This window comes from Pseudomonas brassicacearum subsp. brassicacearum (assembly GCF_008801605.1).
GTDB lineage: Bacteria > Pseudomonadota > Gammaproteobacteria > Pseudomonadales > Pseudomonadaceae > Aquipseudomonas > Aquipseudomonas brassicacearum.
This window is the reverse complement of the sequence record NZ_VZPJ01000008.1, coordinates 83,047-103,117: the sequence shown is the minus strand read 5'-3', so window position 1 is coordinate 103,117 and position 20,071 is coordinate 83,047. Positions and strand designations below refer to the sequence as shown.

Annotated in this window: 20 protein-coding genes; 14 read left to right on the top strand and 6 right to left on the bottom strand. The window is 61.1% G+C overall.

Going from position 1 to position 20,071, the window contains the following annotated elements; all coding sequences use genetic code 11:
- Positions 1 to 178: 178 nt before the first annotated feature.
- The 4 genes from F7R20_RS18925 to araH all read left to right on the top strand — a co-directional run bounded on the left by F7R20_RS18925 (position 179) and on the right by araH (position 4,776).
- Positions 179 to 997: an SDR family oxidoreductase gene (locus tag F7R20_RS18925; protein WP_003204229.1), complete on the top strand. Its 819-nt coding sequence runs from the start codon at positions 179 to 181 to the stop codon at positions 995 to 997.
- Positions 998 to 1,172: 175 nt separating this feature from the next.
- Positions 1,173 to 2,177, top strand: a complete 1,005-nt coding sequence (locus tag F7R20_RS18920; protein WP_003204227.1) for a substrate-binding domain-containing protein — start codon at positions 1,173 to 1,175, stop codon at positions 2,175 to 2,177.
- 75 nt (positions 2,178 to 2,252) lie between these two features.
- The gene (gene araG / locus F7R20_RS18915) at positions 2,253 to 3,797 is read left to right on the top strand and encodes an L-arabinose ABC transporter ATP-binding protein AraG (protein ID WP_003204225.1); all 1,545 of its coding nucleotides are present in this window, start codon (positions 2,253 to 2,255) and stop codon (positions 3,795 to 3,797) included.
- Between the two features lie 10 nt (positions 3,798 to 3,807).
- Positions 3,808 to 4,776, top strand: a complete 969-nt coding sequence (gene araH, locus F7R20_RS18910) for an L-arabinose ABC transporter permease AraH (RefSeq protein ID WP_003204223.1) — start codon at positions 3,808 to 3,810, stop codon at positions 4,774 to 4,776.
- 142 nt (positions 4,777 to 4,918) lie between these two features.
- Here the strand turns inward: araH and F7R20_RS18905 are convergent, their stop codons facing one another.
- The 3 genes from F7R20_RS18905 to F7R20_RS18895 form a co-directional block, all read right to left on the bottom strand.
- Positions 4,919 to 5,299, bottom strand: coding sequence for a Rho termination factor N-terminal domain-containing protein (locus F7R20_RS18905; RefSeq protein WP_003204221.1), 381 nt, complete (start codon positions 5,297 to 5,299; stop codon positions 4,919 to 4,921).
- 32 nt (positions 5,300 to 5,331) lie between these two features.
- Positions 5,332 to 5,676, bottom strand: coding sequence for a hypothetical protein (locus F7R20_RS18900; RefSeq protein ID WP_003204218.1), 345 nt, complete (start codon positions 5,674 to 5,676; stop codon positions 5,332 to 5,334).
- An 84-nt stretch (positions 5,677 to 5,760) separates the two neighbouring features.
- Positions 5,761 to 6,417 (bottom strand): HD domain-containing protein, encoded by a 657-nt coding sequence (locus tag F7R20_RS18895; RefSeq protein WP_003204216.1) that lies wholly within the window; start codon positions 6,415 to 6,417, stop codon positions 5,761 to 5,763.
- 117 nt (positions 6,418 to 6,534) lie between these two features.
- On the opposite strand from F7R20_RS18895, the gene F7R20_RS18890 reads away from it, so the two are divergent.
- Positions 6,535 to 7,017 (top strand): GNAT family N-acetyltransferase, encoded by a 483-nt coding sequence (locus F7R20_RS18890; protein WP_003204214.1) that lies wholly within the window; start codon positions 6,535 to 6,537, stop codon positions 7,015 to 7,017.
- A gap of 5 nt (positions 7,018 to 7,022) precedes the next feature.
- Here the strand turns inward: F7R20_RS18890 and F7R20_RS18885 are convergent, their stop codons facing one another.
- A complete protein-coding gene (locus F7R20_RS18885; RefSeq protein WP_003204212.1) occupies positions 7,023 to 7,655 on the bottom strand; it encodes a glutathione S-transferase family protein in 633 nt (210 codons plus the stop codon).
- Positions 7,656 to 7,843: 188 nt separating this feature from the next.
- Between F7R20_RS18885 and F7R20_RS18880 the strand changes: the two genes are divergently transcribed.
- From F7R20_RS18880 to F7R20_RS18860, 5 genes are all read left to right on the top strand, one after another.
- On the top strand, positions 7,844 to 8,824 hold the full coding sequence (locus tag F7R20_RS18880) for a 2-dehydro-3-deoxygalactonokinase (RefSeq protein WP_003204210.1): 981 nt from the start codon (positions 7,844 to 7,846) through the stop codon (positions 8,822 to 8,824).
- Positions 8,825 to 8,843: 19 nt separating this feature from the next.
- Positions 8,844 to 9,464, top strand: coding sequence for a 2-dehydro-3-deoxy-6-phosphogalactonate aldolase (locus F7R20_RS18875; RefSeq protein ID WP_003204208.1), 621 nt, complete (start codon positions 8,844 to 8,846; stop codon positions 9,462 to 9,464).
- Positions 9,465 to 9,513: 49 nt separating this feature from the next.
- Entirely contained in the window at positions 9,514 to 10,662 is a 1,149-nt protein-coding gene (dgoD, locus tag F7R20_RS18870; protein WP_003179439.1) for a galactonate dehydratase, read from the top strand.
- A gap of 208 nt (positions 10,663 to 10,870) precedes the next feature.
- Entirely contained in the window at positions 10,871 to 12,181 is a 1,311-nt protein-coding gene (locus tag F7R20_RS18865; protein WP_003204206.1) for an MFS transporter, read from the top strand.
- A gap of 59 nt (positions 12,182 to 12,240) precedes the next feature.
- Complete coding sequence (locus F7R20_RS18860; RefSeq protein WP_003204204.1) at positions 12,241 to 13,044, top strand: IclR family transcriptional regulator; 804 nt, start codon at positions 12,241 to 12,243, stop codon at positions 13,042 to 13,044.
- Positions 13,045 to 13,050: 6 nt separating this feature from the next.
- Here the strand turns inward: F7R20_RS18860 and F7R20_RS18855 are convergent, their stop codons facing one another.
- On the bottom strand, positions 13,051 to 14,103 hold the full coding sequence (locus F7R20_RS18855) for an NAD(P)-dependent alcohol dehydrogenase (RefSeq protein ID WP_003204202.1): 1,053 nt from the start codon (positions 14,101 to 14,103) through the stop codon (positions 13,051 to 13,053).
- A 179-nt stretch (positions 14,104 to 14,282) separates the two neighbouring features.
- Between F7R20_RS18855 and F7R20_RS18850 the strand changes: the two genes are divergently transcribed.
- Entirely contained in the window at positions 14,283 to 15,173 is an 891-nt protein-coding gene (locus tag F7R20_RS18850) for an AraC family transcriptional regulator (protein ID WP_003204200.1), read from the top strand.
- A 102-nt stretch (positions 15,174 to 15,275) separates the two neighbouring features.
- Here the strand turns inward: F7R20_RS18850 and F7R20_RS18845 are convergent, their stop codons facing one another.
- Entirely contained in the window at positions 15,276 to 16,940 is a 1,665-nt protein-coding gene (locus F7R20_RS18845; protein ID WP_003204198.1) for an electron transfer flavoprotein-ubiquinone oxidoreductase, read from the bottom strand.
- Positions 16,941 to 17,486: 546 nt separating this feature from the next.
- Here F7R20_RS18845 and F7R20_RS18840 point away from each other — a divergent pair.
- The 3 genes from F7R20_RS18840 to F7R20_RS18830 all read left to right on the top strand — a co-directional run bounded on the left by F7R20_RS18840 (position 17,487) and on the right by F7R20_RS18830 (position 20,068).
- Positions 17,487 to 18,236, top strand: a complete 750-nt coding sequence (locus F7R20_RS18840; protein ID WP_003204196.1) for an electron transfer flavoprotein subunit beta/FixA family protein — start codon at positions 17,487 to 17,489, stop codon at positions 18,234 to 18,236.
- 2 nt (positions 18,237 to 18,238) lie between these two features.
- Entirely contained in the window at positions 18,239 to 19,168 is a 930-nt protein-coding gene (locus F7R20_RS18835) for an electron transfer flavoprotein subunit alpha/FixB family protein (protein WP_003204194.1), read from the top strand.
- A gap of 75 nt (positions 19,169 to 19,243) precedes the next feature.
- Positions 19,244 to 20,068 (top strand): substrate-binding periplasmic protein, encoded by an 825-nt coding sequence (locus F7R20_RS18830; RefSeq protein ID WP_003204193.1) that lies wholly within the window; start codon positions 19,244 to 19,246, stop codon positions 20,066 to 20,068.
- Positions 20,069 to 20,071: the final 3 nt, after the last annotated feature.

Here is a 20,071-nt window from a genome sequence, read left to right as displayed (position 1 = left end):
GTCGGCTCCATCGGCAATACGCACTCACACTAAAAAAACAAAACAGGTGAAGTGATGCAACGATCTTTCCCCGTACGCCCCGGCGGCGTACGCTGGCCACTGTTCTTTCAAGCGCCTCTGCGCCGGTCATCCGTGGATGCCCGGTTTTTGTCGTGCCCGCGCGCAGGAGGCTTGAACCATGGCTGAGCCTTTGGTCTTGCCACCCGTGCCGGAGCCACCGAAGGGCGAGCGCCTGAAAGACAAGGTCGTGCTGTTGACTGGTGCCGCCCAAGGCATTGGCGAGGCCATCGTCGCGGCGTTCGCGTCGCAACAGGCCCGGTTGGTGATCAGTGATATCCAGGCGCAGAAGGTCGAGGCGGTGGCCGCCCATTGGCGTGTACGCGGGGCCGACGTGCAAGCGCTGCAGGCCGATGTGTCGAAGCCGCAGGACTTGCAGGCCATGGCCCGGCGCGCCGTCGAGCTGCACGGTCGCATCGATGTGTTGGTCAACTGCGCCGGCGTCAATGTCTTCCGCGACCCGCTGGAAATGACCGAAGAGGACTGGCGCCGCTGCTTCGCCATCGACCTGGATGGCGCCTGGTACGGTTGCAAGGCGGTGTTGCCACAGATGATCGAGCAGGGCGTGGGCAGCATCATCAACATTGCCTCGGTCCATTCGTCCCACATCATTCCCGGCTGTTTCCCTTACCCGGTGGCCAAGCATGGCCTGCTTGGCCTGACTCGCGCCCTGGGCATCGAATACGCGCCCAAAGGGGTACGCGTCAACGCCATCGCCCCGGGTTATATCGAAACCCAACTGAACGTCGACTACTGGAACGGCTTTGCCGATCCCCATGCCGAACGCCAGCGTGCGCTGGATCTGCACCCGCCACGGCGTGTCGGGCAACCGATCGAAGTGGCAATGACGGCCGTGTTCCTGGCCAGTGACGAAGCAACGTTTATCAATGCCTCATGCATCACCCTCGATGGGGGACGTTCGGTCATGTACCACGACTGAATATTCCTGGATTGCAGTGGGAAACTTCGCCTGTAATCCAATCATCATACGATATGACTATTCAGGCCTATGCTGTGTAGCAACTTGCTGTAACCGCCCAGCCTGCGTATTTCCACCGACGGTGGAGCAGAAACCTGGACGTTTGGCTTTCAATAAAAAAAACAAGGAGTCAACTATGAAACATCGTCGTGGGATCCGTTCCCTGTGTCGCGCCGCCCTGGCGGTTACCGCGGTCAGCCTCAGCAGCCACTTGCTGGCGGCCGATGCGGTAAAAATTGGTTTCCTGGTCAAGCAGGCCGAGGAGCCTTGGTTCCAGACCGAATGGGCGTTTGCCGAGAAGGCGGCCAAGGATAAAGGCTTCCAGTTGATCAAGATCGCCGTGCCCGACGGCGAGAAAACCCTCTCGGCCATCGACAGCCTTGCCGCCAACGGGGCCAAGGGCTTCGTGATCTGCCCGCCGGACGTATCCCTCGGCCCGGCCATCATGGCCAAGGCCAAGCTCAACGATCTCAAGGTGATTGCCGTGGACGACCGTTTCGTCGACGCCAGCGGCAAGTTCATGGAAGACGTGCCGTACCTGGGCATGGCCGCATTCGAGGTGGGCCAGAAACAGGGCGCCGCCATGGCTGCTGAAGCGAAAAAACGCGGCTGGGATTGGAAAGAAACCTATGCGGTGATCAACACCTACAACGAACTGGACACTGGCAAGAAGCGCACCGACGGTTCGGTCAAATCCCTTGAGGAGGCCGGTATCCCGAAAGACCACATCCTCTTCGCCGCCCTGAAAACCCTCGACGTACCCGGCAGCATGGACTCCACCAACTCGGCCCTGGTGAAACTGCCAAGCGCCGCGAAAAACCTGATTATCGGTGGCATGAATGACAACACCGTGCTGGGCGGCGTGCGCGCCACCGAAGCCGCCGGGTTCAAGGCGGCCAATGTGATCGGCATCGGCATCAACGGCACTGACGCTATCGGTGAGCTGAAAAAGCCTAACAGCGGCTTCTTCGGTTCGATGCTGCCAAGCCCGCACATCGAAGGCTACAAGACCGCCGAAATGATGTACGAGTGGATCACCACTGGTAAGGAGCCGCCGAAGTACACCGCCATGGACGAGGTGACGCTGATCACCCGGGAGAACTTCAAGCAAGAGCTGGAAAAGATCGGCCTGTGGAACTGACGGCCGGTTGATTCAAAAGCGGCCCTGGTCACATGAGTGGCGGGGTCGCTTGATCTCTGTAAGTTCGAGGTGGTTATGCAAGCGCAAACAGCGACACGGCAACACAACATCGGCGGCAGCTTGCGATTCAACGGGATCGGCAAGTCCTTTCCCGGCGTGCAGGCGCTGGCCAATATCAGTTTCGTTGCCCATCCGGGGCAGGTCCATGCCTTGATGGGTGAAAACGGCGCCGGCAAGTCCACGCTGCTCAAGATCCTGGGCGGTGCCTACATCCCGAGCAGCGGCGACTTGCAGATCGGCGAACAGACGATGGCGTTCAAAGGCACCGCTGACAGCATCGCCAGTGGTGTGGCAGTGATTCACCAGGAGCTGCACCTGGTGCCGGAAATGACCGTCGCTGAAAACCTGTTTCTCGGCCATTTGCCGGCGCGTTTCGGCCTGGTCAATCGCGGTGTACTGCGCCAGCAGGCGCTGACGCTGCTCAAGGGCCTGGCCGACGAAATCGACCCGCAGGAAAAGGTCGGGCGCCTGTCCCTCGGTCAGCGCCAACTGGTGGAAATCGCCAAGGCCTTGTCCCGTGGCGCCCACGTCATTGCTTTCGACGAACCCACCAGTAGCCTGTCGGCCCGTGAAATCGACCGTTTGATGGCGATCATCAGTCGACTGCGGGACGAGGGCAAAGTGGTGCTCTACGTCAGCCACCGCATGGAGGAGGTGTTCCGCATCTGCAATGCGGTGACGGTGTTCAAGGACGGTCGTTACGTGCGGACCTTCGAGAACATGAGCGAGTTGACCCATGATCAACTCGTCACGTGCATGGTCGGTCGCGATATCCAGGACATCTATGATTACCGTCCTCGGGAGCGCGGCGATGTGGCGCTGCAAGTGAAGGGCCTGCTGGGGCCGGGCTTGCGCGAACCGGTGAGTTTCCAGGTGCACAAGGGCGAGATCCTCGGCTTGTTCGGGCTGGTCGGCGCCGGTCGTACGGAGCTTTTTCGCTTGCTCAGTGGCCTGGAGCGCCAGCGCGAGGGCAGCCTGGTCCTGCACGGTAAGGAGCTGAAACTACGTTCTCCACGGGATGCCATCGCCGCGGGCGTTCTGCTCTGCCCGGAGGATCGCAAGAAGGAAGGCATCATCCCGTTGGGCAGTGTGGGCGAGAACATCAACATCAGTGCGCGTCCGTCTCATTCCACACTTGGCTGCCTGTTGCGTGGCGACTGGGAGCGGGGTAATGCCGACAAACAGATCAAGTCGCTGAAAGTGAAGACGCCGGCGGCCAGCCAGAAAATCATGTACCTGTCCGGCGGGAACCAGCAGAAGGCGATTCTTGGTCGCTGGCTGTCGATGCCGATGAAAGTCCTGCTGCTGGACGAGCCTACTCGTGGCATCGACATCGGCGCCAAGGCGGAGATCTACCAGATTATCCACAACCTGGCGGCCGACGGTATCGCGGTGATTGTGGTGTCCAGCGACCTGATGGAAGTGATGGGCATTTCCGACCGAATCCTGGTGCTCTGCGAAGGAGCCATGCGCGGCGAGCTGCCGCGTGACCAGGCCAACGAATCCAATCTGCTGCAACTGGCGCTGCCGCGCCAACGCGTTGCCGACGCGGCGAACTGAGAGGTAAATCATGACCATTCAAAACAATGCACTGCCAACGGCACGCAAACCCCTGGACCTGCGCCGTTTCCTGGATGACTGGGTCATGCTGCTGGCGGCCATCGGCATCTTCGTGCTCTGCACCCTGATGATCGACAACTTCCTGTCGCCGCTGAACATGCGCGGGCTGGGCCTGGCGATTTCCACCACCGGCATCGCGGCCTGCACCATGTTGTATTGCCTGGCGTCCGGGCACTTCGACTTGTCGGTCGGTTCGGTGATTGCCTGTGCCGGCGTGGTCGCGGCGGTGGTGATGCGCGACACCAACAGCGTGTTCCTCGGCGTCAGTGCGGCGCTGGTGATGGGGCTGATCGTCGGCCTGATCAACGGCATCGTCATCGCCAAGCTGCGGGTCAACGCCTTGATCACCACACTGGCGACGATGCAGATCGTCCGCGGCCTGGCCTACATCTTTGCCAACGGCAAAGCGGTGGGGGTGTCGCAGGAATCGTTCTTCGTGTTCGGCAACGGCCAATTGTTCGGCGTACCGGTGCCGATCCTGATCACCATCGCCTGCTTCCTGTTTTTCGGTTGGCTGCTGAACTACACCACCTACGGGCGCAATACCATGGCCATCGGTGGCAACCAGGAAGCGGCGTTGTTGGCGGGGGTGAACGTTGATCGCACCAAGATCATCATCTTCGCCGTGCATGGCGTCATCGGCGCCCTGGCCGGGGTGATCCTGGCATCGCGCATGACCTCGGGCCAACCGATGATCGGCCAGGGCTTCGAACTGACCGTGATCTCGGCTTGCGTGCTAGGTGGGGTGTCGTTGAGCGGTGGCATCGGCATGATTCGCCACGTCATTGCAGGCGTGCTGATTTTGGCGATCATCGAAAACGCGATGAACCTGAAGAACATCGACACCTTCTACCAATACGTCATCCGCGGCTCGATCCTGCTGCTGGCGGTGGTGATCGACCGCTTGAAACAACGCTGAACCCTGCAGCAACCGGGCCGGCCGCTTTCGCGAGCAGGCTCGCTCCCACAGGATTTTGTGCCAGGGCTCAGAACCCCGGCACAGCACAGAGCCAGTGTGGGAGCGGGCTTGCTCGCGAAGGCGTTCTCCCAGACGCCGACAATCACCCCGCCTTGCGCAACGCCTCAACCAATTCCTGCTTACGCATCTTCGAGCGCCCGGGAATGTTTTTCGCCCGGGCCTCCTTCATCAAGCTGTCCACTGTCTGGGTCGCGTGGGAGGCTTTACTGGTGCGCGGGTGACCTTCGCGGGTCTTGGCGGCGCGCCGGGCCGATTCCTTGCGGTCGGTTTTCTTGGCCGTCGCCGGTTTTTCCTTGCCAGAACCACCGGAGCGTTCGCCACCACCGGACTGTTTGTTCACGGTCGCCCAGGCGCGTGCCTCGGCTTCGTTCTCGGACACACCTTTTTTCTCGTAGCTTTTTTCAATGTGTGCGGCCTTGCGCTTTTGTTCGGCGGTGTATTTGTCTTTGCTTCCACGAGGCATGGGATGTTCCTCCTCAAATGTCTGAGCAGAGGCTACTGGCTGGCGGCGCCACCTTCGGAGCCCGAACCACCGGTCGTGGTTTTCGAGCCCACCCCGGTGTCGGCGTTATCAGGCGCTGTCGAGTCCGGTGTATTCATGCCGCCCTGACGACCCGTGTCATTACCCTGCACACGCGGATCGGTGCCGGTGGCGGGTGGCTGGCCATTGTTCAGGCCACTGCCGGTGCCGTCGGTGTTCAGCTTGGGCAGGCCTTCGGTTGCGGGAGAGTTGGGCGCCTGTACCGGGTCGGTCGGCCCGGTGCCGGAGGTCGAAGCCGCGAAAGCCACCGACGACAGCAGCGCGGCGAAGGTGAATGCGGTCAGCCTTTTAGTGATCATGAGTGTCGCCTCCATTTTTCAGAATGCTTACCTGATCTTGGGCCTCGCTGGATTTGGGTTTGTGCCTCGGGCGCGACGAATGGTCTAACCGTCGAGTCCGGCCTCTTCCATGAATTGCTCCATGAAGCTTTTCAGCTTTTCGTGGCGGATCAGCGCCATGTGTTGCCCGGTGGCAGTCTGGAAACCGTCGGCCAGGTGCAACAATTTGGTCTGGAAATGATCGAGGCAGAAACGTCGATCATCGTAATCCCGGGACTTGGCCTGCGGATCCTGAGGGTCATAGAGTGCACTGCCCATGCGTCCGGCTACATAGAATGTGCGGGCCACCCCGAGCAGGCCCAATGAGTCGAGGCGGTCGGCGTCCTGGAGAATTTTGGCTTCGAGTGTGATCGCTGCGATATTGGCCGAAAAACTGTGAGCCTCGATGGCATGGGCAACGGCGCTGATTTTTTCGTCTGGCCAGTTCAGTGTCGACAACAGTGTCGATGCCTTATCCGCTGCCAAGCGAGAGGCCTGGGCGCGCAGCGGTGAATTTTTTTCCACCGCCACGCAGTCATGCAGCAGCGTTGCCGCCAGCAGGATAAGCAGGTCTGCGCCTTCATGACGGTGGAGCAAGCGTACGTTGTGCCAGACCCGTTGCAGATGTGACAGATCGTGAGCGCCATCCTCCGATGGCTCCAATGCGTGAGGCAGCAGCTGGGCAGCGACGGTTTGAAAAGGTGCAAAGGCGGCAGCGGTCATGACAGATCCTTTGTATGTCGGTACTTCGAGGGTTCGTGGACGATGTTCATTTTCATATGTGACGAGCGCCCCGTGGCGGCTTAGTATGGCGCTTTCAATTGGCTACAAGGCCTGTTCATGTCCATCGAGATCCGTCCTGCGCAACCCAGCGATGCGCCTCAAATCCTTGCCTTCATCACCGAGTTGGCCGATTACGAAAAGGCCCGCCACGAAGTCATCGCCAGTGTGGCGGACATCGAGCGCAGCCTGTTCAGCGAGGGCGCAACGGCCCACGGGTTGATCTGCCTGCGTGATGGCGTGCCGATTGGCTTCGCGGTGTTTTTCTTCAGTTATTCCACTTGGCTGGGCAGCAACTGCCTGTACCTCGAAGACCTGTACATCACGCCTGACCAGCGCGGTGGCGGGGCGGGCAAGACGTTGCTGCGCCATTTGGCGAAAGTTGCCTGTGACAACGATTGCGGGCGCTTCGAATGGAGCGTGCTGGACTGGAACACGCCGGCCATCGAGTTCTACAAATCCCTCGGCGCGCAACCACAGGAAGAGTGGGTGCGCTACCGAATGGACGGCAAGGTGCTACGGGATTTTGCTAACGGCAACTGAGCATTTCATGAGTGCGCGGCGCACGCGTACTCGGCAAACCCCGGGCGCTGCTCAAGGCGTTTGCAGTAGGCGGCCACCGCAGGATAGTCCGGGCGTTCCATGGGCGCCTGGCGCCAGCGGTGCACCGACAAGCCGATGAGCACATCCGCAAGGGAAAACGCCGTACCGGCCACATAGGCGCCGGTGCGGTTCAATTGCTGTTCCAGCAAACCCATCTTCTCGTTCCAGCCTTTGATGCCGGCGGCGATGCGTTGCGGGTCCTGGAAGTCCGGATTCTTGCGTACCAGGGCGTGGAATGCGTAGCCCCATGACGGGTTGAGCTCTGTGGCTTGCCAGTCCATCCACTGCTCGACACGCGCCCGTGCGGCAGGCTCGACAGGCAGCAGGTCGCTGCGCCCATGCTTGCCCACCAGGTAACGGCAAATGGTATTGGACTCCCAGAGCACACCGTTCTCATCAATGATTACCGGCACCTGGGCATTGGGATTCAGGGCGAGGAAATCCGGATCCTGGGTCGAAGAAAAACCAATGCCCCAGTCTTCGCGCTCGTAGGCGATTTCCAGTTCCTGGCAGGTCCACAGCACTTTTCTGACGTTGATCGAGGAAGTGCGGCCGAGGATTTTCAGCTGTTGTCCCATTACTTTTTCCCTGAGTTGTTTGGCGTCCGATCAGAAACGTAGCAGGGTCTTGGGCGGATGGCGATTGGCTTTGTGGTGGATATGAAAAATCCCAATATATGGGAGAGATATTTATATATTGAGATTTTGCTGCGCCCAGGTTTATAGTCCGTTCCACTCACTGCCAAAAAACAGAACAGGTGAAGCGGATGCAGGCGCAATTGATCGCGCTCGATTGGGGGACCACCTCATTACGGGCTTACAAACTCGCAGCCGGTGGCGAGGTGCTCGAGCAGCGCTCGCTGTCATCGGGGATCATGCAGTTGCCTTCCGGGCCGCGAACCGTGGCCGGCCGGGTGTGCATCGACGGTTTCGAACTGGCCTTCGACGAAGCCTGCGGCGACTGGCTCGATGCTCAGCCAGGCTTGCCTGTCATCGCCTGTGGCATGGTCGGCAGTGCTCAAGGCTGGCGTGAAGCGCCTTACTGCGACACACCCGCCAACGTCGCCAATCTCGGACATTCCCTACGAACCGTTCGCAGCCTTCGCGGTGTCGATGTGCACATCGTGCCGGGCGTGATTCAGCGTTCACGCTTGCCCAATGTCATGCGCGGCGAAGAAACCCAAGTGCTCGGCGCCTTGCACAGCCTGCCGGACGAAGCGGTGCTGATCGGCTTGCCCGGCAGTCATTCGAAATGGGTGGAAGTGGCCGATGGCTGCATCGTGCATTTCGACACCTTCATGACCGGCGAGATCTTCGCCGTGCTCAGTGACCACAGCATTCTCGGCCGCACCCAGCAACGGAGTACGACCTTCGATGGCGTGGCCTTTGATCGTGGCGTACAGGTGGCGTTGTCGGTGGATGGCCAGATCGGTCCGTTGTCCACGGTGTTCAGTGCCCGCAGCCTGGGCTTGACCGGCGAACTGGAGGCCAGCGCCCAGGCCGATTACCTCTCGGGCCTGCTGATCGGCCATGAGCTGACGGCGCTGGCCGAGGTGCAGCGTCGGCGACGCGACAGCCTCCACCTGCCGACGGTGGTGCTGATCGGCAACTCCCAACTCTGTGTCCGTTATCAACGGGCCCTCGACGCCTGCGGCTTCGCCCGGGTGGTCCTGGCCGAACAGGCCACCGAACGCGGTTTGTGGCAACTGGCCGTGGCGGCCGGGTTGCTCGATTCCACCGCCCCCTGAACCTGACTGGAGGTCTGACATGCTCACACAAGCACTGGCGCACAACGGGCTGATCGCGATCCTGCGTGGTCTGCGTCCCGAAGAGGCGGCGGCCATCGGCGAAGTCCTGTACAGCGCCGGATTTCGCGTCATCGAAGTACCGCTCAATTCCCCCGAACCGTACGAAAGCATCCGCATCCTGCGCAGTACCTTGCCCGCCGATTGCCTGATCGGTGCCGGTACCGTGCTCACGCCGGAACAGGTCGAGCAGGTGAAAGCCGCTGGCGGCCAAGTGATCGTCATGCCCCACAGCGATCCGAAGGTGCTGCGTGCGGCGAAAGCGGCGGGCTTGTACCTGTCGCCAGGCGTCGCCACGCCCACCGAAGCCTTTGCCGCGCTGGCCGAAGGCGCCCATGTACTGAAGATGTTCCCCGCCGAGCAAATGGGCCCGGCGGTGGTCAAGGCCTGGCTCGCGGTGCTGCCGGCCGGGACCGTGCTGGTGCCGGTGGGCGGGATTACCCCGGACAACATGGCGGTGTTCGTCGAAGCCGGCGTCAAGGGTTTCGGCCTTGGTTCCGGGCTGTTCAAGCCGGGCCTGACAGCGGATGAAGTGGCGGTGCGCGCCAAGGCCTACGTGGCCGCATGGAACGCCTTGAACTGAAGACTTTTCCAGCGCCCCGTGCGCTGCATCTGACAAGAGAGACAACAAGATGAAAATCACCAAGCTGACCACGTTTATCGTTCCGCCGCGCTGGTGCTTCCTCAAGGTCGAGACCGACGAGGGCGTGACCGGTTGGGGCGAGCCCGTGGTCGAAGGCCGTGCCCACACGGTGGCGGCGGCTGTCGAGGAATTGTCCGACTACCTGATCGGCAAAGACCCACGCAACATCGAAGACATCTGGACCGTGCTCTATCGTGGCGGCTTCTACCGCGGCGGGGCCATTCACATGAGCGCCCTGGCCGGCATCGACCAGGCGCTGTGGGACATCAAGGGCAAGGCCCTGGGCGTGTCGGTCAGCGACCTGCTGGGCGGCCAGGTGCGCGACAAGATCCGTGTGTATTCGTGGATCGGCGGCGACCGGCCGGCCGACACCGCTCGCGCGGCGAAAGAAGCCGTGGCGCGGGGCTTCACCGCTGTGAAGATGAACGGCACCGAAGAGCTGCAGTTTCTCGACACCTTTGAAAAAGTCGACCTGGCCCTGGCCAACGTCGCGGCGGTGCGGGACGCGGTGGGGCCGAACGTCGGCATTGGCGTGGACTTCCACGGCCGGGTGCACAAGCCGATGGCCAAGGTACTGATGAAGGAACTCGATCCCTACAAGCTGATGTTCATCGAAGAGCCGGTGCTCAGCGAAAACTACGAAGCCCTCAAGGAGTTGGCGCCGCTGACCAGCACCCCGATCGCTCTGGGCGAGCGCTTGTTCTCGCGCTGGGACTTCAAACGTGTACTCAGCGAAGGCTACGTGGACATCATTCAGCCGGATGCATCCCACGCCGGGGGTATCACCGAGACCCGCAAGATCGCCAACATGGCCGAGGCCTATGACGTGGCGCTGGCGCTGCACTGCCCGCTGGGCCCGATCGCCCTGGCGGCGTGCCTGCAACTGGACGCGGTCTGCTACAACGCCTTCATCCAGGAACAGAGCCTGGGCATCCACTACAACGAGAGCAACGACCTGCTGGATTACATCAAGGATCCGCAGGTGTTCGACTACGACAAGGGCTTTGTGAAGATCCCGAACGGCCCGGGCCTGGGCATTGAGATCAACGAGGAATACGTCATCGAACGCGCGGCCATCGGCCACCGCTGGCGCAACCCGATCTGGCGCCATGCCGATGGCAGTTTTGCCGAGTGGTGAGTCACGCCTGATCACTCTGATAGGAATCCTTTCAGGAGCAAAAGACTCCTGTGGAGCAAGGGGTTCTGTGGGAGCAAGGCTTGCCCGCGATGAAGTCGATGCGTTTTCCAGGCAGACCGGGTCATCGTTCATCGCGGGCAAGCCTTGCTCCCACAGGGTCTTGCTCAATCCTTGCCGTATTCGACAAACATAAAAAGAGGCACCTCACATGCAAGCGCACACCCTGAGCGCGCAGGCGTCGTTGGTGACGCCCAGCCGCAAGCGTTTTTTCATCATGGTCCTGCTGTTCATCACCGTGGTGATCAATTACCTGGACCGCAGCAACCTCTCGATCGCCGCTCCCGCACTGACCAGCGACCTGGGCATCGATCCGATCCACGTCGGGCTGATTTTCTCGGCGTTCGGCTGGACCTACGCCGCCATGCAGATACCCGGTGGCTGGCTGGTGGATCGGGTGCCGCCGCGGATTCTGTATAGCGTGGCGTTGCTGTTGTGGTCGGTGGCCACGGTAATGCTGGGCTTTGCCGCCAGTTTCATCGCGCTGTTCGTACTGCGCATGGCGGTCGGTGCCCTGGAAGCGCCGGCTTATCCGATCAACAGCCGCGTGGTCACCACCTGGTTTCCTGAGCGCGAGCGGGCCACGGCCATCGGTTTCTATACCTCCGGGCAGTTTGTCGGGTTGGCCTTCCTGACCCCGGTATTGGCCTGGCTGCAACACGCCTTCGGTTGGCACATGGTGTTTGTCGCCACGGGCGCGGTGGGCATTATCTGGGCGGCGATCTGGTACGCGGTGTATCGCGAACCGCGGGATTTCAAAGGTGCCAACGCCGCCGAAATCGAACTGATCCGCGAAGGCGGCGGGCTGGTGGATATCCAGGCCGATACCGCCAAGGTCAAGGCCAAATTCAGCTGGACCGACCTGGGGATTGTCCTGACCCAACGCAAGTTGTGGGGCATTTACCTGGGGCAGTTCTGCCTCAACTCCACGCTGTGGTTTTTCCTGACCTGGTTCCCGACCTACCTGGTGAAATATCGCGGCATGGACTTCATCAAGTCCGGCCTACTGGCGTCCCTGCCATTTCTCGCGGCGTTTGTCGGCGTGCTGTGCTCCGGGTTCTTCTCCGACTGGCTGATTCGCCGCGGCGCCACCGTGGGGTTTGCACGCAAGCTGCCGATCATTGGCGGGTTGCTGATCTCGACCTCGATCATCGGCGCCAACTTCGTCGAGTCGACGCCGCTGGTGATTGCCTTCCTGGCCTTGGCGTTCTTCGGCAATGGCCTGGCGTCGATCACCTGGTCGCTGGTCTCCACACTGGCGCCGGCGCGACTGCTCGGGTTGACCGGTGGGGTGTTCAACTTCATCGGCAACCTGGCGGCCATCGCCACGCCGATCGTCATTGGCTTTCTCGCCAGCGGCGATTCGTTTGCCCCGGCCATCACCTATATCTCTGTCCTGGCACTGGCTGGCGCGCTGTCCTACATCCTGCTGGTCGGGAAGGTCGAGCGCATCGAGTTGTAGTCCGACGGGGCGGGCGACCATAATGCCGCCCGTTCCCCGCTCACTGTTGAAGGCCGGCTATGCAGCAAGACGATCCAAAAATCACCAAGGACGCCGCACCTACGGGCACGCAGACATTGTTGCGTGGCCTGGGGGTGGTCCAGGCGGTCGCCAGCGGCGCCCGTGACTTGAAGGAAATCGCCCGGCTGATCGGCACCACCCGCAGCACCACCCATCGCCTGGCCAGTTGCCTGGTGGATGAGCGTTACCTGCGCGTGGTGCCGCAAGTGGGCTACCTGCTGGGGCCGAAATTGATCGAGCTGGGTTTTCAGGCCCGGGAAGAGTTGCCACTGGTGAGCCTGGCGGGGCCTTACCTGGACGAGCTGTCGGCGCTTACCGGGGACACCGTTCACTTGGCGATTCGCGAAGGTGACGAAGTCTTGTACCTGCTGAAGAATCCGGGGCGCAACGGCCCGGAAATGCGCTCGCGCGTAGGCCATCGGATGCCGTTGGCGCGCACTGGGATCGGCAAGGCGCTGATGCTCGATGACTCGCAGGAACAATGGAAGCGGCTGTATGAAATCAGCCTGCCAGCCGGTGGGAAGAATCAATTCTGGCCCCTGCATCAGGAGCAATCCTGGGAACAGTTCCAGCAACGGATGGTGGAGTATGTGGCGGGGGGCTATGCCTTCGACCTGGAAGACAACGAACCGTCGATTCGCTGTGTGGCGGCGCCGATCCGTGACGCCGGCAAGCGCATTGTTGCCGGCATCAGCATCGCCAGCACCGTGCCGTACATGCCGCTGGAAAAAATGGCCGAGCTGATTCCCCTGGTCAAAGGGGTCACAGCCCGGTTGTCGGCGGAACTGGGCGCCAAGGTTTGACGAACGTCAGGCCTTGAGCGTGGCCATGTCGATGACAAAGCGGTATTTCACATCCCCGGCGATCATGCGGCTGTAGGCCTCGTTGATCTGGCGGATGTCGAGCATTTCAATGTCGCAGCTGATGTTGTGTTCGGCGCAGAAATCCAGCACTTCCTGGGTTTCGGCGATACCGCCAATCAACGAACCGGCCAGGACCCGACGGCCCATGATCAATTTTGCCGCGTGTACCGGCGGATCGATCGGCTCGACCAGACCTACCAGGATGTGCACTCCGTCGAAACGCAGCGTGTCGAGGTAGGGATTGAGGTCGTGCTGTACCGGAATGGTGTCCAGCAGGAAGTGGAATCGTCCGGCTGCTGCGGCCATCTGTTCGGCGTCGGTGGATACGATCACATGGTCCGCGCCCTGGCGACGGGCTTCTTCGGCCTTGCTCGCCGAGCGGGTGAACAACGTGACTTCTGCGCCCAAGGCCTTGGCGAACTTGATGCCCATGTGGCCCAGGCCGCCCATGCCCAGCACGCCAACCTTGTCGCCAGCCTTCACGCCATAGTGCTTGAGGGGCGAGTAGGTGGTGATGCCTGCGCAGAGAAGTGGTGCGGCGCTGGCCGGGTCGAGTGCTGCCGGAATGCGCAGCACAAAGTGTTCGTTGACCACGATGCTGTTGGAATAACCGCCCATGGTGTGGCCGCCGCTCACACGGTCCGGGCTGGCGTAGGTCTGGGTCATGCCTTCGAAACAGTATTGCTCCAAGTCAGCGCGGCAGGCTTCGCACTCGCGGCAGGAGTCGACCATGCAGCCTACGCCCACCAGGTCGCCAACCTTGTAGCGGGTGACGTCCGCGCCGACGGCGGTGACTTTGCCGATGATTTCGTGGCCGGGCATCAGCGGGTAAACGGCGATGCCCCATTCGTTGCGGGCCTGGTGGATGTCGGAATGGCAGACGCCGCAGTAGAGAATGTCGATCGCCACATCGTCGGCTCGCGGGCTGCGACGCTCGAATTTCATGGGGGCGAGGGGAGTGGTGGCCGACTGGGCGGCATATCCGATGGCTGTGTACATGATGGACCTCGCTAAGCAATGAACGTTGAGGGTTTCATTCTGGGAGTCCCGGCGACAGGTGGCGATGGCGATTCCTCCGCCTGTCATGCCTAATCCTCCGGTCTTGGCCAGGATCTGATCCTATGTGACGCCAGACCTGCGATGATGGTTTCATCCCTTTTTTCGTGAAGTTTTCGCCCATGTTGTTGACCCGCCATCTCGATGCCAACGCTACGCTGGTTTCATTGATAGAACCCTTGGCGACCCGCGACGGTTTCGTCCCGACGCCACTGCCCGGCGTACATGCGCTTCGGGCCAGCCAGGACGTCGCCCGTGGCCCGCAGCTCTACGAGCCGAGTCTGGTGATCATCGCCCAGGGCAGCAAACTGGCGTACCTGGGACCGCGCACACTGGAATATGGCGCCGGGCACTATCTGATCCAGGCCTTGCCGGTGCCGTTCGAGTGCGAAACCTACGCCATGCCCAATGCTCCGCTGTTTGGGGTTTCCGTTGCGATCGATCGGGCGATGCTGGGGGAGTTGGTACTGGCCATGGGGCTGGTGCCGGGGCGGAACCTGGCGCCCCAGACGCCGGAATCAATGACCTGCGCAGTGCTCGATGACGCCATGCGTGGGTGTGTCGAACGCTTGTTGCGTTGCTTGCACGACCCACTGGAATGCCAGGTCATGGGCCAGGCGCGGCTGCGGGAGTTGTTGTTCGTCGCGTTGCGCGGGCCCCAGGCCGATGTGCTGCGGGCGCTGGTGGAGCAGCAAGGCCAATTCGCCCGGATTGCCGCGGCCCTGGGCCATTTGCATGCGCACTTCACCGAGCCGCTGAACGTCGAGACCTTGGCCAGTTGCGCGAACATGAGCGCCTCGACCTTTCATGAGCATTTCAAGCGCAGCACCTTGCTGTCGCCAGTGCAGTACCTCAAGCGCTTGCGCCTGCTCAAGGCCCAGCGGCTGCTGCTCACCGAGGGCATGGGCGTGGCCCAGGTCGCGCACCAGGTGGGGTATCAGAGCTCGTCGCAGTTCAGTCGGGAGTACAAGCGCTACTTCGAGCGCAACCCTGGGGAAGAGCGCGCCGCTTGATCCACTGATATCACCCCCTGTGGGAGCGAGCTGTGGTACTGCTTGGATGGCAGGCAACAAAAAGGCCCCCATTACGGGAGCCTTGATGTTCAGCGCAATGGCTTACATGTTCGGGTAAGTCGGTCCGCCAGCGCCTTCCGGCGACACCCAAGTGATGTTCTGCGAAGGGTCCTTGATGTCACAGGTCTTGCAGTGCACGCAGTTCTGGGCGTTGATCTGGAAGCGTTTCTCGCCGTCTTCCTTGGTCACCACTTCGTACACGCCGGCCGGGCAGTAGCGCTGGGCCGGTTCGTCGTACAACGGCAGGTTCTTGCTGATCGGGATGCTCGGGTCGGTCAGCTTCAGGTGGCAGGGCTGTTCTTCTTCGTGGTTGGTACCGGAGATGAACACCGAGCTGAGTTTGTCGAAGCTGATCTTGCCGTCCGGTTTCGGGTAGTCGATTTTCTTGCAATCGGCTGCCAGCTTGAGGCAGGCGTAGTCGGGCTTGGTGTCGTGCAGGGTGAACGGCATTTTGCCGCCAAGGATATTCTGGTCGAACCAGTTGAAGCCGCCACCGATGATCGCGCCGTATTTGTGGATCGCTGCACCGAAGTTGCGGCTGGCGAACAGCTCTTCATACAGCCAACTGCTCTTGAAGCTGTCGACGTAGGCGGTCAGTTCATCACCGCCTTCGGACTCGGCGAACAGGCGATCGGCCACGGCGTCGGCGGCAAGCATGCCGGACTTCATGGCGGTGTGGCTGCCCTTGATCTTGGCGAAGTTCAGGGTGCCGAGGTCGCAACCGATCAGCGCGCCGCCCTTGAAGACCATTTTCGGCAGCGAGTTCAGGCCGCCCTTGCAGATGGCACGGGCGCCATAGCTGACACGCTTGCCACCTTCCAGGTACTGCTTGAGCACCGGGTGATGCTTGAGGCGCTGGAACTCGTCGAACGGCGACAGGAAAGTGTTGCTGTAGGACAGGTCGACGATCAGGCCGACCACCACCTGATTGTTTTCCAGGTGATAGAGGAAGGAACCGCCGGTGTTCTCGGTGCCCATGATGTCCAGCGGCCAGCCGGCGGTGTGCACCACCAGGCCAGGTTGATGCTTGGCCGGGTCGATTTCCCAGATTTCCTTCAGGCCGATGCCGTAGTGCTGGGCGTCGGCCTCGCTGTCCAGGTTGAAGCGCTTGATCAGTTGCTTGCCGATGTGGCCGCGGCAGCCTTCGGCGAACAGCGTGTATTTGCCACGCAGTTCCATGCCAGGGGTGTACAGGCCTTCCTTCGGATTGCCTTCGCGGTCGACGCCCAGGTCGCCGGTGATGATCCCGCGCACCACGCCGTTCTCGTCGAACAGCGCTTCCTGGGCGGCGAAACCCGGGTAGATTTCCACGCCCAGGTTCTCGGCCTGCTGGGCCAGCCAGCGGCACAGGTTGCCCAGGGAAATAATATAGTTGCCTTCGTTGTGCATGGTCTTGGGCACAAAGAAGTCAGGGATTTTGCTCGCGGCCTCGGCGTTTCTCAGGACATAAATGTCATCACGCACGACGGGCGTGTTCAACGGGGCGCCGAGTTCTTTCCAGTCCGGGAACAGTTCGTTCAGGGCGCGGGGCTCGAACACCGCACCGGAGAGGATGTGCGCACCGACCTCGGAGCCTTTTTCGACCACGCAGACGCTGATTTCCTTACCGGCTTCGGCGGCCTTCTGTTTCAGTCGGCAAGCGGCAGACAGGCCAGCGGGGCCGGCACCGACGATGACCACGTCGAATTCCATGTATTCGCGTTCCACAGGGCTATCTCCTACTCAAGGCTCACAGTTTTTTCTAATTGGAGGTTTGGCGTTGCATCCGTTGTTTCCTTCGCGAAAAGCGACGAAAGCGACAATGGATGAAACGCGTGTCTCTCTTAAGCGGCGCATTATATCTACACCACTCTCAGGGTCCAATACAAACGTTTGTTTGAAATTGCCGCAGCCCAGATAAATCACTGACGTACGGCTTATGACTGACCATTTTGCCGTATTGACCGGAATAGGCGTTCCGGTCAAGATACGGGCGGTTTTGCGCTCGCCGTAGGCTGACTGTTGGTTTCAAGAGCACCTCTAAAGACAGGGCGAAGGCAGCACAAAGTGACGCATTGCGTGGTTCTGACGCGCAGTTTACACGCCGCGATAATGAATGACTCATCGGTCATCACTGACGAATGGTCTTCACTCCCGTGAGCTGGGTCATGTGTGGTTCATGCCGGCGTTTTTAGAGGTGCCCTTGCGCCCATGAGCATCAACCGCCAGGTTCGCCTAGGCGACTTTTTTTCACCGGAGAGTAACGAGGAATCCATGAAGGTTCTTGTAGCTGTCAAACGAGTGGTCGACTATAACGTCAAGGTTCGCGTCAAGGCGGACAACTCCGGCGTCGACCTCGCCAACGTCAAGATGTCGATGAACCCTTTCTGCGAAATCGCCGTAGAAGAAGCCGTACGCCTGAAGGAAAAAGGCGTGGCGACTGAGATCGTCGTCGTCTCCATCGGCCCGACCACCGCCCAGGAACAACTGCGCACCGCGCTGGCACTGGGTGCCGATCGCGCCATCCTCGTCGAATCCGCCGAAGAGCTGACCTCCCTGGCCGTGGCCAAGCTGCTCAAGGCCGTTGTCGACAAGGAACAGCCATCGCTGGTGATCCTCGGCAAGCAGGCCATCGACAGCGACAACAACCAGACCGGCCAGATGCTCGCTGCATTGAGCGGCTACGGTCAGGGCACCTTCGCGTCCAAGGTCGAAGTGTCCGGCGACAGCGTTGCCGTGACCCGCGAGATCGACGGCGGCGCGCAGACCGTTTCCCTGAAACTGCCGGCCATCGTCACCACCGACCTGCGTTTGAACGAGCCGCGCTATGCGTCTCTGCCAAACATCATGAAAGCCAAGAAGAAGCCGCTTGAAGTGCTGACGCCTGACGCTTTGGGCGTTTCCACCGCCTCCACCAACAAGACCCTCAAGGTCGAAGCGCCAGCTGCACGCAGCGCGGGCATCAAGGTCAAGTCGGTGGCTGAACTGGTCGAGAAACTGAAAAACGAAGCGAAGGTGATCTGATCATGACTATCCTCGTAATCGCCGAACACGATAACAAGGCGCTGGCTCCAGCCACGCTGAACACCGTTGCTGCTGCCGCTAAAATCGGTGGCGATATTCACGTGCTGGTAGCGGGTCAGGGCGCTGGCGCCGTGGCTGAAGCCGCTGCGAAAATCGCTGGCGTGGCCAAAGTGCTGTCGGCTGACAACGCTGCCTACGCACACCAACTGCCGGAAAACGTTGCGCCGCTGGTAGCCGAGCTGGGCAAGGGCTACAGCCACATCCTGGCTGCCGCTACCTCCAACGGCAAGAACATCCTGCCACGCGTGGCCGCTGCACTGGACGTCGACCAGATCTCCGAGATCATCTCGGTAGAAAGCGCCGACACCTTCAAGCGTCCGATCTACGCCGGCAACGCCATTGCCACCGTGCAATCGACCGCTGCGGTCAAGGTCATCACCGTCCGCGCCACCGGTTTCGACCCGGTTGCCGCCGAAGGTGGCTCGGCTGCCGTTGAAGCCGTAGGCGCTGCCCACGACGCCGGCATCTCCAGCTTCGTCAACGAAGAACTGGCCAAGTCCGATCGTCCTGAACTGACCGCTGCCAAGATCGTCGTTTCCGGCGGCCGCGGCATGCAGAACGGTGACAACTTCAAGCACCTGTACGCCCTGGCCGACAAGCTCGGTGCCGCCGTCGGTGCTTCCCGCGCCGCGGTCGACGCCGGTTTCGTGCCCAACGACATGCAGGTCGGCCAGACCGGCAAGATCGTTGCGCCACAGCTGTATATCGCCGTCGGTATCTCCGGCGCGATCCAGCACTTGGCCGGCATGAAAGACTCCAAGGTGATCGTTGCGATCAACAAGGACGAAGAAGCGCCGATCTTCCAAGTGGCCGACTACGGCCTGGTGGCGGACTTGTTCGAAGCCATCCCTGAGTTGGAGAAGCTGGTCTAATCCGGCGTCTTCACTTATAAAGAGCCCGGCCCTTTGGCCGGGCTTTTTATTTCCGCATCAGAGGAGCGTATTGCCATGGATCTGCGTCGTTTGGCCGGCTGGCCGTTGCTGTGGACGTTGGCGCTCGTGCCAGGCCTGTCTGTCGCCGCCGGCAAATGTGAACGACTGATCGCCACCGGCAGCCCGGATGCACCACCCTATCTCTGGCAGGACCCTCAGGACCCCAAGCACTTGATTGGCGCCGGCGCCGACCTGCTGGCGCAGGTCGGGCAAGAACTGGGGATCAAGATCGAACTGCTGTATGCCGGCAAGCGCGCCCAGGCGTTGGACGAAGTGCGCAGTGGACGCATGGACCTGCTCACCGACGCGCCACTGACCGTTACCGGGCTTGAAGTGCTGGATTACGTTCATCCGCCCTTGCTCGAAAACGATTACCTGGTCTGGACCCGCAAGGATTCGACGCTGGTCATCGACCAGCCCGCAGACCTTCACGGTCATCCCGGGGCTTTGTCAGAAAAGGCCCGCATGACCCAGGAATTCGGCGTCTTTGCCGAGCGGCAATTGTCCCTGGTACGCACGCCCAACCTGACCCAGGCCTTTCAGAAACTGCTGCTGGGCGAGGTGGAATATGTCCTGGCGGGGCGCTACGCGGGCCTGGCAATGGCGCAGACACTGGGGATGGCCAATGACCTGCAAGCCGCACCGCAACCGGTGGACAAACCCGGGCTGTTCCTCGCGATTTCCCATAACTCCGCCTGCAATGACCCATGGTTACGCGGACAGCTGGCGCAAAAGATGACAGAATTGGCCGCGTCCGGCCTGGCGGAGGCTGTGTTGCAACGCAATCTCGAGCGGTGGAATACACAGTTGCAGCCATCTGTCAGCGCCCCAAAACAGTAGGGA